Annotated in this window: 12 protein-coding genes; 3 read left to right on the forward strand and 9 right to left on the reverse strand. The window is 63.2% G+C overall.

All coding sequences use genetic code 11. The features are described from left to right. Positions 1 to 157 precede the first annotated feature (157 nt). The 4 genes from dnaG to U5A67_RS05430 form a co-directional block, all read right to left on the reverse strand. On the reverse strand, positions 158 to 2,059 hold the full coding sequence (dnaG, locus tag U5A67_RS05415; RefSeq protein ID WP_321813336.1) for a DNA primase: 1,902 nt from the start codon (positions 2,057 to 2,059) through the stop codon (positions 158 to 160). A gap of 144 nt (positions 2,060 to 2,203) precedes the next feature. Continuing rightward, the gene (locus tag U5A67_RS05420; RefSeq protein WP_205986274.1) at positions 2,204 to 2,650 is read right to left on the reverse strand and encodes a GatB/YqeY domain-containing protein; all 447 of its coding nucleotides are present in this window, start codon (positions 2,648 to 2,650) and stop codon (positions 2,204 to 2,206) included. A gap of 249 nt (positions 2,651 to 2,899) precedes the next feature. After that, on the reverse strand, positions 2,900 to 3,112 hold the full coding sequence (gene rpsU / locus U5A67_RS05425; protein ID WP_027819095.1) for a 30S ribosomal protein S21: 213 nt from the start codon (positions 3,110 to 3,112) through the stop codon (positions 2,900 to 2,902). Positions 3,113 to 3,293: 181 nt separating this feature from the next. Beyond that, positions 3,294 to 4,517 carry an NAD(P)/FAD-dependent oxidoreductase gene (locus U5A67_RS05430; protein ID WP_321813337.1) on the reverse strand — a complete coding sequence of 408 codons (1,224 nt, stop codon included), beginning with the start codon at positions 4,515 to 4,517 and terminating at the stop codon, positions 3,294 to 3,296. Between the two features lie 231 nt (positions 4,518 to 4,748). Here U5A67_RS05430 and tsaD point away from each other — a divergent pair, with 231 nt between their 5' ends. Continuing rightward, positions 4,749 to 5,777, forward strand: coding sequence for a tRNA (adenosine(37)-N6)-threonylcarbamoyltransferase complex transferase subunit TsaD (gene tsaD / locus U5A67_RS05435; protein WP_321813338.1), 1,029 nt, complete (start codon positions 4,749 to 4,751; stop codon positions 5,775 to 5,777). 24 nt (positions 5,778 to 5,801) lie between these two features. On the opposite strand, the gene U5A67_RS05440 is transcribed toward tsaD, so the two are convergent. The 5 genes from U5A67_RS05440 to U5A67_RS05460 form a co-directional block, all read right to left on the reverse strand. Next, a complete protein-coding gene (locus U5A67_RS05440; RefSeq protein ID WP_321813339.1) occupies positions 5,802 to 6,506 on the reverse strand; it encodes a hypothetical protein in 705 nt (234 codons plus the stop codon). Positions 6,507 to 7,035: 529 nt separating this feature from the next. Next, on the reverse strand, positions 7,036 to 7,842 hold the full coding sequence (gene folE2 / locus U5A67_RS05445; protein WP_205986270.1) for a GTP cyclohydrolase FolE2: 807 nt from the start codon (positions 7,840 to 7,842) through the stop codon (positions 7,036 to 7,038). Between the two features lie 135 nt (positions 7,843 to 7,977). Next, positions 7,978 to 9,885: a 1-deoxy-D-xylulose-5-phosphate synthase gene (dxs, locus tag U5A67_RS05450; RefSeq protein ID WP_321813340.1), complete on the reverse strand. Its 1,908-nt coding sequence runs from the start codon at positions 9,883 to 9,885 to the stop codon at positions 7,978 to 7,980. Between the two features lie 85 nt (positions 9,886 to 9,970). Continuing rightward, the gene (locus U5A67_RS05455) at positions 9,971 to 10,852 is read right to left on the reverse strand and encodes a polyprenyl synthetase family protein (protein WP_205986268.1); all 882 of its coding nucleotides are present in this window, start codon (positions 10,850 to 10,852) and stop codon (positions 9,971 to 9,973) included. Beyond that, complete coding sequence (locus tag U5A67_RS05460; RefSeq protein ID WP_321813341.1) at positions 10,849 to 11,160, reverse strand: exodeoxyribonuclease VII small subunit; 312 nt, start codon at positions 11,158 to 11,160, stop codon at positions 10,849 to 10,851. The genes U5A67_RS05455 and U5A67_RS05460 overlap by 4 nt, the downstream gene beginning before the upstream one ends. Before the next feature lie 352 nt (positions 11,161 to 11,512). Between U5A67_RS05460 and U5A67_RS05465 the strand changes: the two genes are divergently transcribed. Both U5A67_RS05465 and U5A67_RS05470 read left to right on the forward strand, forming a co-directional pair. Then, the gene (locus U5A67_RS05465) at positions 11,513 to 12,619 is read left to right on the forward strand and encodes an aromatic ring-hydroxylating dioxygenase subunit alpha (protein WP_321813342.1); all 1,107 of its coding nucleotides are present in this window, start codon (positions 11,513 to 11,515) and stop codon (positions 12,617 to 12,619) included. A 156-nt stretch (positions 12,620 to 12,775) separates the two neighbouring features. Further along, positions 12,776 to 13,645: a sulfurtransferase gene (locus tag U5A67_RS05470; protein ID WP_205986265.1), complete on the forward strand. Its 870-nt coding sequence runs from the start codon at positions 12,776 to 12,778 to the stop codon at positions 13,643 to 13,645. Positions 13,646 to 13,666: the final 21 nt, after the last annotated feature.

The following is a 13,666-nucleotide window of genomic DNA, read 5'->3' on the forward strand; positions in this document are numbered from 1 at the left end:
TCCGCCCCTTGCTGGAAACTGGGCACCTCCAGGCACCACCCGGCGAAACGACCTCCGAGTGATACTTGACCTGCCCGCCCGGAAAAAACAAAAACAAACCGCTGAAAATCTTTAATTTTAGCACGCACGGTAATAATCGCCCGCGCGCGATCCTCCCCTACAGCCCGAGCTGACGCTTCATGTCAGCTCGCGCCTGATTCAATTTAACGTATTCGGCCAGTTCCTCGGGCGTATGGCGCGACTGCCGCGAAAGCACGTCCAGTCGCTCGCTGCAGGCGTCGAAACGCATTTTCAGGATTGCTGCCGTCAACTCTTCGCTCACGAGCCGCTCCTGCTCGCGGCGCTCCTCGAGTACGGCGCCATCTTCTGGATTTTTCATCAGCAAATCCCGAACGTTTTCATCATAGTCCAGAATTTCGCGAAAAATCTCCTCGAAGGTGGGGGCATTGGCCCCATTTCTCAATAGATCAGACAACAACTGGAATTCGGCCGCGTCGCCCAGTGCGCGGGCGTGCGTGGTCACTTCCTCGAACAGCTCGCCATGCCGCGTGAGCGTGATGAGCGCCTGTTCGGCCTCTTCGTCGAGCTGCGTGGCGATGCGCGGATGCATCACCAGGTTGCGCAGCGCCTTGCGCTCGATCCCGGTTACGAGGTGCCGGTCCTTGCGGGCGGGCGCCTGGCGCGCCGCCTGGGCGATGCGGGCGTCGACTTCGCACAGGCCTGCCACTTCCTCGAACGGCACGTCCAGGCGATCGGCGATCATGTGCATGATCTGCGCACGCAGGGCGTTGGCCGGCAGGGCCTGCAGCAGCGGCTTGGCGTCGAACAGCGCGCGGGCGCGGCCTTCGGGCTGATCCAGCTCCTTGCCCGTGAGCACTTCGTTGAGCATGAACTGCGAGAGCGGCATGGCGCGCTCGACCTGCTCCTTGAAGGCTTCCGTGCCGAATTCGCGCACGTAGCTGTCCGGGTCGTGCTCGGCCGGCAGGAACAGGAAGCGGATCGTGCGATTGTCCGCCGCGTGCGGCAGACAGGCGTCCAGCGCGCGCCGTGCGGCGCGGCGGCCGGCCGAATCGCCGTCGAAGCTGAAGATGACCGTGTCGGTCTGGCGCATCAGCTTCTGCACGTGGATCGGCGTGCAGGCGGTGCCCAGCGTCGCCACGGCGTTCTGGAAGCCGAGCTGCGCGAGCGCGACCACGTCCATATACCCTTCCACCACCAGCACGTAATGCTGTTCGCGGATCGCCAGACGCGCCTCGAACAGCCCGTACAGTTCGCTACCCTTGTTAAATAGCGGCGTTTCCGGGGAATTCAAATACTTGGGTTCGCCGCCGTCCAGCACGCGCCCGCCGAAGCCGATCACCTGCCCCTTCACATTGCGGATGGGGAACATGACACGGTCGCGGAAGCGGTCGTAGCGGCGCGACTGGCCTTGCGCGTCCTGCTTTTCGCTGACGATCACAAGACCCGATTCGACGAGCGAATCGTCGCGATAATCCTCGAATGCGGCTTCGAGGTTCTGCCAGCCATCGGGCGAATAACCCAGCCCGAAACGGGCCGCGACTTCGCCGGTCAGGCCGCGTTTTTTGAGGTACTGGATCGCATTGGGCGCGCTGCGCAACTGCTTGCGGTAGTAGTCGCAGGCGGTCTGCATCACGTCGGACAGCGCGTTGGTGACGGCTTTCGAGGCGCCGGGCGCATAGCCGCCTTCGCCTGGCTGGCCGCCGCGGCCACCACCGTAGCCGCCTCCACCGCCGCGCACCGGCGACGGCTCCTGCGGCACGCTCAGGCCGACCGACTGTGCGAGTTCATTGACGGCTTCGGGGAACGACAGGCCCGCGTGCTCCATGAGAAAGCCGATCGCCGTGCCGTGCGCGCCGCAGCCGAAGCAGTGATAGAACTGCTTCGTTGGGCTAACGGTAAACGACGGGCTCTTCTCGTTATGGAACGGGCACAGGCCCATGAAGTTCGCGCCGCCCTTCTTGAGCTGCACGAAACGACCCACCACGTCGACGATATCGACGCGGTTGAGCAGATCCTGCAGGAACGAATGCGGAATCATCGGGCTCGGTCGCTCGCTTCAGTGCGGTTCAGTTCGGTTCAATCAGGCTGGGAATAGGCCGGACACGCATGCGCGCGCCCGCCGCAAGCCTCCAGCGCCACCGGATACGGAACCCGGCAACGCTCAGGAGGCCTTGCGCTGCCCTTACTTCGTAAGAGCGGCTTTGACGAGGCCGGAAACGGCCGTCATGTCGGCGCGGCCAGCCAGCTTCGGCTTGAGCACGCCCATGACCTTGCCCATGTCCTGCGGGCCCGCAGCGCCCACCTCGGCAACCGCTGCCTGCACTTCGGCGGCGATTTCCGCATCCGAAAGCTGTTCGGGCATATACGTCGCCAGCACGGCCAGTTCGGCCTGCTCTTTCTCGACGAGGTCGGTACGGGCAGCCGCTTCGAACTGGCTGATCGAGTCCTTGCGCTGCTTGATCATCTTGTCGATGACCGCCGTGATGCCGGCGTCGTCGAGCGTCACGCGCTCGTCGACTTCACGTTGCTTGATGGCGGCGAGCAGCAGACGAATCGTGGCGAGGCGCTCGCTTTCGCGGGCGCGCATCGCGGCCTTCATGTCGTCGTTGATCCGGTCCTTGAGACTCATCACTCACCTGAAAATGCGTTGGGGTTGCACAATCCCGGTCGTTGACCGGGCAGCGCAGCCGCTCAGGCTGAACATCGTACCGAAGCATCGCAGGAATGCAAAAACCCGCCTGGAAGCGTTTCCAGGCGGGTCGGTGCGGGTTCGGCCTGATGCGACCACACCAGAGGAACAGCGCCGCGCTTGCGCAGCCGCGCTGTCTGCGTCGCCGTGAGATTTCCGGATTGAGGAAAAACCACGGCGGCGTCGAAATCAGTACATCTTTTTCGGCAGCGTCTGGCTGCGAATGCGCTTGAAATGGCGCTTCACCGCCGCCGCCTTCTTGCGCTTACGTTCAGCCGTGGGCTTTTCGTAAAACTCACGCGCGCGAAGTTCGGTCAGCAGGCCGTTCTTCTCGATCGTGCGCTTGAAGCGGCGCATGGCCACTTCAAAAGGTTCGTTTTCTTTTACGCGGATGGTCGTCATTTTCCAATAACGGATCAAGGGTAAAGAAAGCCAGTATAGCAGTTCCGGGCCAGACCATTGTGAGGCCGCCGGAAGGAAAACCCGAATGCCGCAGAGGCCCGCTCAGACTGGCGCAGCGCGGATTTAGCGCGTCTGCCGGAGGCAATTCCGACGGCTCCATAACGAGGCCGGTCAGAGTCGGTCAGACGCTGCCGTTCGCTGCAAATTCCGCGGCAGCTTCACCCGCCGCCACACCCGACGCCCACGCCCACTGGAAGTTGTAGCCGCCGAGCCAGCCCGTCACGTCCACCGCTTCGCCGACGAAATAGAGGCCCGGCACGCGCTGGCTCATCATCGTCGCCGATGAAAGTTCACGCGTATCCACGCCGCCGCGCGTCACTTCGGCCTTCTTGTAGCCTTCGGTGCCGGTCGGCGTCAGCGTCCATTGCGACAGCCCTTCGCCGATGCGGCGCAGCGTTTTGTCCGGCAAATCGGCAAGGCGCGCATCGAGCGGCACGCCATGCGTTTCGAGCCAGGCATGCGCGAGGCGCGCGGGCACCCATTCGGCGAGCAGGTTGCCGATCTGGCGTTTCGTCGTCCCTTTCGCTTCGATCAGCGCCTCGGTGGCGTCGCGATCGGGCAGCAGGTTCACGCGGATCGGCTGACCAGGCTGCCAGAAGCTCGAAATCTGCAGCACGCCCGGGCCGGACAGGCCGCGATGCGTGAACAGCAGGTCTTCGTCGAACGCGCCGCCGGTCTTGCGCTCGCCGGTCGCCACATTGACATCGAGCGAAACGCCCGAAAGCGGCACATACGGCGCCCATTCCTGCTGCGCGAAAGTCAGCGGCACCAGCGCGGGCCGCGTATCGATGAGTTTGTGGCCGAATTGCTTCGCCACGCGATACGCAAAATCGGTCGCGCCGATTTTCGGAATCGACAGACCGCCCGTGGCGATCACCAGCGCCTTCGCGCGGATCGGGCCTTGCGGGGTACCGAGCGTGAAGCCGGTGCCATCGGCGTGCGCGACGTCCTCGACCGGCAGCGGGCGGCGCCATGCGACCTTCCCGGCGTCGCATTCCGCGCGCAGGACGTCGATGATCGCTTCGCTGGACTGATCGCAAAACAGCTGGCCCTTGTGCTTCTCGTGCCAGGTCACGCGATGCTGGCGCAGCAGCGCCATGAAGTCGCGCGGCGTGTAACGCGCGAGCGCCGAACGGCAGAAATGCGGGTTGTTCGAGAGGTAATTGGCAGGGCTTGCGTGCAGATTCGTGAAATTGCAGCGGCCGCCGCCGGAGATGCGGATTTTTTCCGCGAGGCGCGGAGCGTGGTCGATCAGCGCCACGCGGCGGCCCTGCTGGCCCGCCACCGCCGCGCTCATCATGCCGGCCGCCCCTGCGCCGATTACGGCGATGTCAAATGATTCCATGGCGCGCATTCTACCTGCGCGCCAGCGCGCGGTGACCTGGCCGGGCCCGGACTGGCTCACGCGCGCTCATCGGGCACCGGACTTTGCGCCTTTGTCCAACCGACCCGGAGCGCAAGCCGGCTCGCACGCGCACTGCTATACTTTGGGGTTCCCTTTCACTTTGATTTAGCGACGGTTTTTGCTCCGGCTATGGTCTTCGGACCGGCTTCGCGCACCGTCGCACGCCACACCATGCTCGTTCTCGGCATCGAAAGCTCCTGCGACGAAACCGGCCTCGCGCTCTATGACAGCGAGCGCGGCCTGCTCGCGCACGCGCTGCATTCGCAGATCGCCATGCATCGCGAGTACGGCGGCGTCGTGCCCGAACTGGCTTCGCGCGACCACATCCGCCGCGCCCTGCCGCTGCTCGAAGAGGTGCTCGAGAAAAGCGGCGCCGCGCGCAGCGACATCGACGCCATCGCCTTCACGCAAGGCCCGGGCCTCGCTGGCGCGCTGCTGGTCGGCGCGAGCATCGCCAACGCGCTCGCGATGGCGTGGAACCGGCCGACGGTCGGCATTCACCATCTGGAAGGGCATCTGCTCTCGCCGCTGCTCGTGGATGCGCCGCCGCCCTTCCCGTTCGTCGCGCTGCTGGTTTCCGGCGGCCACACGCAGCTGATGCGTGTAACCGACGTAGGCGTGTACGAAACGCTCGGCGAAACGCTGGACGACGCCGCCGGCGAAGCCTTCGACAAGACCGCCAAGCTGCTGGGCCTCGGTTATCCGGGCGGGCCGGAAGTGTCGCGTCTTGCCGAATTCGGCACGCCGGGCGCCATCGAATTGCCGCGCCCGATGCTGCATTCGGGCGATCTGGACTTCAGCTTCAGCGGCCTGAAAACCGCGGTGCTCACGCATGTGAAGAAGCTCGGGCCGAATATCTGCGAACAGGGCAAGGCCGATATTGCGCGCGGTTTTGTCGATGCGGCTGTGGACGTGCTGGCGGCGAAGTCGCTGGCCGCGCTCAAGCAGACGAAGATGAAGCGGCTCGTGGTGGCGGGCGGCGTGGGCGCGAACAAACAGTTGCGCGAGAAACTGTCGGCGGCGGCGCAAAAACGCGGCTTCGAAGTGCATTACCCCGATCTCTCGCTGTGCACCGACAACGGCGCGATGATCGCGCTGGCGGGTGCGCTGCGCCTGCAACGCTGGCCCGATCAGGCGACGCACGACTACGCGTTCACGGTCAAGCCGCGCTGGGATCTGACGTCGCTCGCGCAGCAGTAATGCGGTTGGCGATGCACCGCATCGTCAGCCCAGCCGATTCAGCATGTTGCCAACGATACCGCGCGTGAGCGGTATCTGTTCGAGCATGGCTGCGGTCATGCGCAGGATGTGCTCCATCGAATACTCTTCGCCCGAAACGGGCACGACATCGGAAAGCGAAGGAATCGATTCGAGCATCGCTTTGTAGTCGGCGATGATTTTGCCGTTGCGCCACTCGACATCCGGCCTTTCCCGGCAAAGCGCGCTATAGGCAAGCCGGTCGAAATGCGCGGCACTGAATATGCCGCGACTCGATTTGATGAATAGCACTTCGAATGGATGCGCGGCCCGCCCGAAATAACTCGAAGCCCAGTTAGGATCGCCGCCGACTGAAACGCGATTGATCTCGGCGTGCGGCTTGCGATAGTCGATTGATTCGTACTCCGGCAAAAGTGCAGTGATATTCCAGCCGTTCTTCAACAAGAGTTGCGACAGGCGGATCTCGTAATCCAGAATCACCTCGTCTTTACTGAGCGCTTCCCGCTCAGTGTAAAAGCCGCTTTCCCGCAAGAAATGCAACGCGTCTTTTGACAGCGCGTAGGCCATGGTCTGCACATGGGAAAATGGCACGCAGCCGCCGTATTTCGCCTTGTATTGACTGGAATGCGGCGAACGCTCCGACAGGATGTTGATCGCGACCCCACCAGACCGATGTTGCCGGTCAGCTTCTGCGCGAATACCCGTCTCCATCCCTGCATCGCGAAAGGTGGCAGAAACGGGCCGCGCACAGACGCATTGACGAAGAACACTGTGTCGTAATTCGAAATGTCGCTGCCGAGTTCCGTCATGGCGGCGCAATAGCCGCCGTAATCGTTATTCTTGTTCTCCGAAAAAATATATCGAACATTCGGGCGCTGCGGCAGATCGATGGTATGAGAACCCGCCACCACGATCACAAAATCGCAATCGGTCGAATAAGCGAATAAAAGAAAGTGCGCGAAATTGCGGATGTAGACCGCATCCCGTTCATAGAAGTGATAAATCACAAGATCGCGCGAGCGGTCCGTCAATGCGGTATCGACAGATTTCCCCGGTGTGACTGTGGTCGTCATTGCTATTGTGTGTCGAGAAAGAGGTCGCTTCTTTAACACCGTCTCGAAACACGCAAGGCTTGCATCAAATGCACAGCCAGCGACAAATCAAATTTCCGGCGCAGCTGCGCACTCAATAAAAAACCGCCCGAAGGCGGTTTTTTAAAGCGACACAACACGCTCAACCATTACGCTGCACGCTTGTCGTGCTCGATCACTGCATAGGCGCTGTGATTGTGAATCGACTCGAAGTTTTCGGCTTCGAGCGTATAGGCGATCACGCGCGCGTCGGCGTTCAGGCGCACGGCCACGTCACGCACGAGGTCTTCCACGAACTTCGGATTTTCGTAGGCACGCTCGGTCACGAACTTTTCGTCCGGGCGCTTGAGCAGGCCCCACAGTTCGCACGACGCTTCCTGCTCGGCGATGACGATGAGGTCTTCCACCGGCAGATCGCCGTCGAATTCCACATCGATCGTCACGTGCGAGCGCTGGTTGTGCGCGCCGTACTGCGAGATCTTCTTCGAGCACGGGCACAGGCTCGTCACCGGCACCAGCACCTTGAGGAACAGGCGCGTGACGCCGTCGCGGGCGTCGCCCGTGAGCGTCACTTCGTAGTCCAGCAGACTTTCCACGCCAGACACCGGCGCGACCTTCTTCACGAAGTACGGGAACGACACCTCGATACGACCTGCCTGCGATTCGAGCTTCGCGAGCATCGCGGTCAGCATCGAGCGGAACGTAGCCGGTTCGAGCGGCGCCTTGTTCTCTTCGAGCAGCGCGACGAAACGCGACATGTGCGTGCCCTTCTGGTCCGCAGGCAGATGAACGTCGAGATTCCACGTGCCGACGCTCGGCTGGACGTCACCCGCGCCCGTTTTCACCGTCAGCGGATGGCGCACACCCTTCACGCCTACACGCTGGATCACGATCTGACGGGTATCGACGGAGCTTTGCACGTCCGGCATCACGAAAGCCGGGTTCATCTGATTCATGTTCTTATCCTCAAGTCGCACCAATTGGGGCGCGCAAATGGCAAGCGCCGGCATGTGCCGGCGCTCGCTGGCGAACGGGGCGAAAACCCCGCTCGACGGTTCAAGGTGTTGGTGCTTGAGCGACGATGCCGCCGCTTAAGCGACGCGCATCACCGACTTGCCCGACGCGTTCGCCGCGCCTTCGAGGAAGCGTTCGCGAATGGACTTCGCGATACCTGCCGCGTCGAGGCCGACGCCCGCCAGCAACTTCGCCGGATCGCCGTGATCGATGAAGGTGTCGGGAAGGCCCAATTGTAGTACGGGCTTGATAACCCCACTTTCAAGCAGGGATTCCACGCAGGCCGAACCCGCGCCGCCCATGATGCAGCCTTCTTCGACGGTCACGAGGTAATCGTGCGTTTCGGCGAGCTGCTTGATGAGTTCCGCGTCGACCGGCTTCACGAAGCGCATGTTCGCCACGGTGGCGTCCAGTTCTTGCGCAGCAGCCAGCGACGGCGCAACCATCGTGCCGAACGCGAGGATCGCCACACGCTTGCCTGCCGGCGCGCTGCTTTCGCGGCGCACTTCGCCCTTGCCGACCGGCAGCGCGGCCATCTGCTTGACGGTCGCCACGCCCGTGCCTGCACCGCGCGCGTAACGCACGGCCGTCGGGCAATCCTGCTGGAGCGCCGTGTAGAGCATCTGACGGCATTCGTTTTCGTCCGACGCCGCCATGATCATCATCTTCGGGATGCAGCGCATGAAGGCGAGATCGTACGCGCCCGCGTGCGTTGCACCGTCCGCGCCAACGAGGCCGGCACGGTCGATTGCGAACACGACCGGCAGGTTCTGCAGCGCGACGTCGTGGATCAGCTGGTCATAGGCGCGTTGCAGGAAGGTCGAGTAGATCGCGACCACCGGCTTCATGCCTTCCGCAGCCAGACCGCCCGCAAACGTCACCGCGTGCTGCTCGGCGATGCCCACGTCGAAGTAGCGATCCGGGAAGCGCTTTTCGAATTCGACCATGCCCGAGCCTTCGCGCATTGCCGGCGTGATGCCGACCACGCGCGAGTCGAGTTCCGCGGCATCGCACAGCCATTCGCCGAACACTTGCGTGTAGGTCTTCTTGGCGGGCGTCGTCGACGGCTTGATGCCTTCGGCCGGGTTGAACTTGCCGGGACCGTGGTACAGGACCGGGTCGGCTTCGGCGAGCTTGTAGCCCTGGCCTTTCTTCGTCACCACGTGCAGGAATTGCGGACCACGCAGTTCCTTGATGTTCTGCAGCGTGGGGATCAGCGAATCGAGGTCGTGACCGTCGATCGGGCCGATGTAGTTGAAGCCGAATTCTTCGAACAGCGTGGCCGGCACGATCATGCCCTTCGCGTGCTCTTCGAGCTTGCGGGCCAGATCGAGCACCGGCGGCGCATGACGCAGCACGCGTTCCACGCCTGCACGGGCAGCCGCGTAGAAGCGGCCCGACATCAGGCGCGCGAGGTGGCGATTCAGTGCGCCGACGGGCGGCGAGATCGACATGTCGTTGTCGTTGAGGATCACGAGCAGCGGCACGTCGTCTTCGACGCCACCGTTGTTCAGTGCCTCGAACGCCATGCCGGCGGTCATCGCGCCGTCGCCGATCACGGCGATGCCCATGGCGTTATCGCCCTTGAGCTTGCTCGCGACGGCCATGCCGAGCGCCGCCGAAATCGACGTGCTCGAGTGCGCGGTGCCGAAGGTGTCGTATTCCGATTCGTCCCGCTTCGGGAAACCGGAAATACCGCCGAGCTGGCGCAGCGTGGACATCTGGTCGCGGCGGCCGGTCAGGATCTTGTGGGGATAGGTCTGATGGCCCACGTCCCAGACGATGCGATCGCGCGGCGTGTCGAACACGTAATGCAGCGCGATCGTCAGTTCGACCGTGCCGAGGTTGGACGACAGGTGGCCGCCCGTTTGCGACACGCTGTCGAGAACGAAGGCACGCAGTTCGTCGGCAAGCGGTTGCAACTGGCGGCGATCGAGGCGGCGCAAATCCGCCGGGTCGTCAATGGTTTTCAGCAAGTCGTACATCGTCGTTCCATTGTAGGAAATCGGGCGCTCCCGCACTTCTATCGCGCATTACTTCCCGTTCATGCGCGCGGGCGGGTTGGCGCAATCAGCTAACCCGGTTCACGACCAGGTCAGCGAGTTCGGCGAGGCGCTGTGCGCGTGCGCCGAACGGTTCGAGTGCCGCGTGTGCGTCGGCGCGCAACTGCTGCGCGAGGGCACGCGAGGCATCCAGACCGATGATCGACACGTAGGTCGGCTTGCCGTCCTTCGCGTCCTTGCCAGCGGTCTTGCCCAGAGTCGCCGAGTCGGCGGTCACATCGAGAATATCGTCCACCACCTGGAAGGCGAGGCCCACGGCCGCCGAGTACTTGTCCAGCGCGGCGAGCGTGTCTGCGGACGGCGTTTCGCCGGCCACCGCGCCCATGCGGACCGCGGCGCGCAGCAGCGCGCCGGTCTTCAGGCGGTGCATCGTTTCGAGCTGCTCGCGCGTGAGCGAATGGCCCACGCTCGCGAGGTCGATTGCCTGGCCGCCGGCCATGCCGATCGAGCCGCTCGCCAGCGCGAGTTCGCGCACGAGCGCGGCCTGACGCGGCGCGTCCAGCACGTCGGACGTCAGCGCGACGAAGGCCTGCGATTGCAGCGCGTCGCCGACCAGCAGCGCCGTCGGTTCGTCATATTTGACGTGTACCGTCGGTTTGCCACGACGCATATCGTCGTCGTCCATGCAGGGCATGTCGTCATGCACGAGCGAGTAGACGTGGATCATTTCCAGCGCGCAAGCGGCGGCGTCGAGCGCCTCCGGCGTTGCGTTCGTCAGTTCGCCTGCGGCATGGCACAGGAGCGGGCGCACACGCTTGCCGCCACCCATCACCGCATAACGCATGGCGTCATGCAGCGGAGCGGGCTGCACGTCGGCAGCCGGCAAATAGTGATCGAGCGCGCTCTCGACCCGGTCAAGTACGTGCCGGGTCCATTGGTCAAAATTCATAGATCGTCGTCTCCGCCCGTTGCGGATGTCGTATTGAGGGGCACGGGCCGAAGCGTCTCGCCGTCGAGCACGCGCACCTGTTGTTCAACCTTTTCGAGCTGTTGCTGGCAGAACTTCACCAGCACCGCGCCGCGACGATACGCGGCCAGCGATTCCTCGAGGCTCAGACTACCGCCTTCCATGCGCGCCACCAGCGCGTCGAGTTCCGCCAGCGCGGCTTCGTAGCTTTCCGGCAAGGGCTCGGCGGAGGCCGGCTGGGATGCCGTTGCGCCTTCCGCTGCGCCGCCTTTCAATGCGGATTTCGCCATCTGGGGTCGCCAAAATGAAACAAGGCGGACATTCTACGGCAAAAGCCCCCTGGCCGCCCCGCTCGCCGGCTTCTGTCCCTTCCCGGCCACATTACGGGGCGTTCAGCAAATCAGTTCCAGAAGGCTGTTTTGACGGCGTTTTGACTTCGCGTTGACTTCATTTGCCGGGCGATTTCTACCTTACGCGCGATGCATTCCTGTCGACTTCTCAACGCTATCCTGGCGCAATTCCGGCAAAAATCAGCCACTTAGCTACCCTTTTAAGGGTAAACCGGATATACTAGCCGGCTCCCTAAATCGAATCTTCGATGGTTGGGTTGTTCACTGCTTTCACGTCTAATCGGGAGTGGGAATGTCCAATCTGAGCAATGCATTGCAGCTGAAGTCCGTTCACAGCCAGCTGCCAGTCACGGCTTACTTTGACGAAGCGCTACTGAAGCGCGAAATCGACACGCTTTTCCAGAAAGGTCCTCGCTACGTCGGGCACGAATTGATGGTGCCTGAAGCGGGGAATTATTTTGCGCTGCCCGGCGAGAAAGAGGGTCGCGTACTCGTTCGCAACAAAAGCAACGAGATCGAGCTGCTTTCCAACGTTTGCCGTCATCGCCAGGCCATTATGCTAAACGGTCGCGGCACGGCAGACAACATTGTATGTCCTCTGCATCGCTGGACGTACGACCTCAAGGGCGAACTGCTCGGCGCGCCGCACTTCGCGGACAAGCCCTGCCTGAACCTGAACAGCACGCCGCTGCAGAAGTGGAACGGTCTCCTGTTCGAGTCGGCCGGGCGCGATGTCGCGCGCGATCTCGCACGCCTTGGGCCGGCCAAACACCTCGACTTCACGGACTATATGTTCGATCACGTCGAGGTCCACGAGTGCAACTACAACTGGAAGACCTTTATCGAGGTCTATCTGGAGGACTACCACGTCGTCCCGTTCCATCCGGGTCTCGGCCAGTTCGTCTCGTGCGACGACCTGAAGTGGGAGTTCGGCGAGTGGTACAGCGTGCAGACAGTCGGCGTACACAGCCAGCTCGGCAAGCCGGGCAGCCCGACGTACCGCAAGTGGCACGACGAAGTCCTGCGCTTCCGTAACGGCCAGCCGCCCGAGTTCGGCGCGATCTGGATGGTCTATTACCCTGGTCTGATGATCGAGTGGTATCCGCACGTGCTGATCTGTTCGTGGCTGATTCCGAACGGCACGCAAAAGACCACCAATATCGTCGAGTTCTATTACCCCGAGGAAATCGTGCTGTTCGAGCGCGAGTTCGTCGAGGCCGAGCGCGCCGCCTATATGGAAACGGCCGTGGAAGACGACGAGATCGCTGAGCGCATGGACGCCGGCCGTCGCGCCCTGTACGAGCGCGGCGTGTCGGAAGTCGGCCCGTACCAGAGCCCGATGGAAGACGGCATGCAGCACTTCCACGAGTTTCTGCGCCGCGAGCTGGGCGAAATCTGATGGATGCGGCGCCTGCCGCCCTACCAGAGCGTGACAAGGAAAGACGGGCTTCGGCCCGTCTTTTTGTTTAGACTGACGGCATCGGGCCGGCACAGCGCACGCAGCACACGAACGCTCTCCAAGCCGGTCACGCACGATCCAGGCAAAGGAGCCGTCATGCCCCACACGCACTACACCACCCTGATTTCGGCCGCGAACCTGCACGAGCGCATGACCGCCGCGCCGGGCAGCGTGCTGGTTTTCGACTGCCGTTTCGATCTGCTCGATCCCAAGGCGGGCGAAACCGCCTACGCCGCCGGCCATCTGCCGGGCGCGCGCTATCTCCACCTCGATCGCGACCTGTCCGGTCCGAAGACCGGCAAGAACGGCCGCCATCCGCTGCCCGATCGCGCTTCGCTGGTCGCGACGCTCGCCAGCTGGGGCTTGAACGCCGGCCAGCAAGTGGTTGCCTACGACGCGCACGGCGGCTCGTACGCCGCGCGTCTGTGGTGGCTGCTGCGCTGGCTTGGCCACGATTCGGTCGCGGTGCTCGATGGCGGTCTGCAAGCGTGGGAAGCGGCGGGTTATCCGCTCGAAAAGGATGTGCCGACGGCCACGCAAGGTACGTTCAAGGCCGGCGCACCGTTGCAGGTGACCGTCGATGTCGCGGCCGTCGTGCGCAATCTGGGCACGCGCGAACTCACGGTGGTCGATGCGCGCGCGAGCGATCGCTATCGCGGCGAAAACGAAACGATCGACCCGGTCGGCGGCCATATTCCGGGCGCGAAGAATCGCTTCTTCAAGGACAACCTCACCGCCGACGGCCGGTTCAAATCGGCGCATACGCTGCGTGAGGAATTCACGGCGCTGCTGCCGGGCGTCACGCCCGAGCATGTGGTGCTGCAATGCGGCTCGGGTGTGACAGCATGTCACAACGCGCTGGCGATGGAGATCGCCGGTATGCACGGCGCGGCGCTCTACGGCGGTTCGTGGAGCGAGTGGGTCGCGGACCCGTCGCGGCCGGTGGCGACGGGTGCGAACGCCTGATTGGCTGATCGGGACGGCGCC

It is taken from the genome of Paraburkholderia sp. J69-1, assembly GCF_905220255.1.
Lineage (GTDB): Bacteria > Pseudomonadota > Gammaproteobacteria > Burkholderiales > Burkholderiaceae > Paraburkholderia.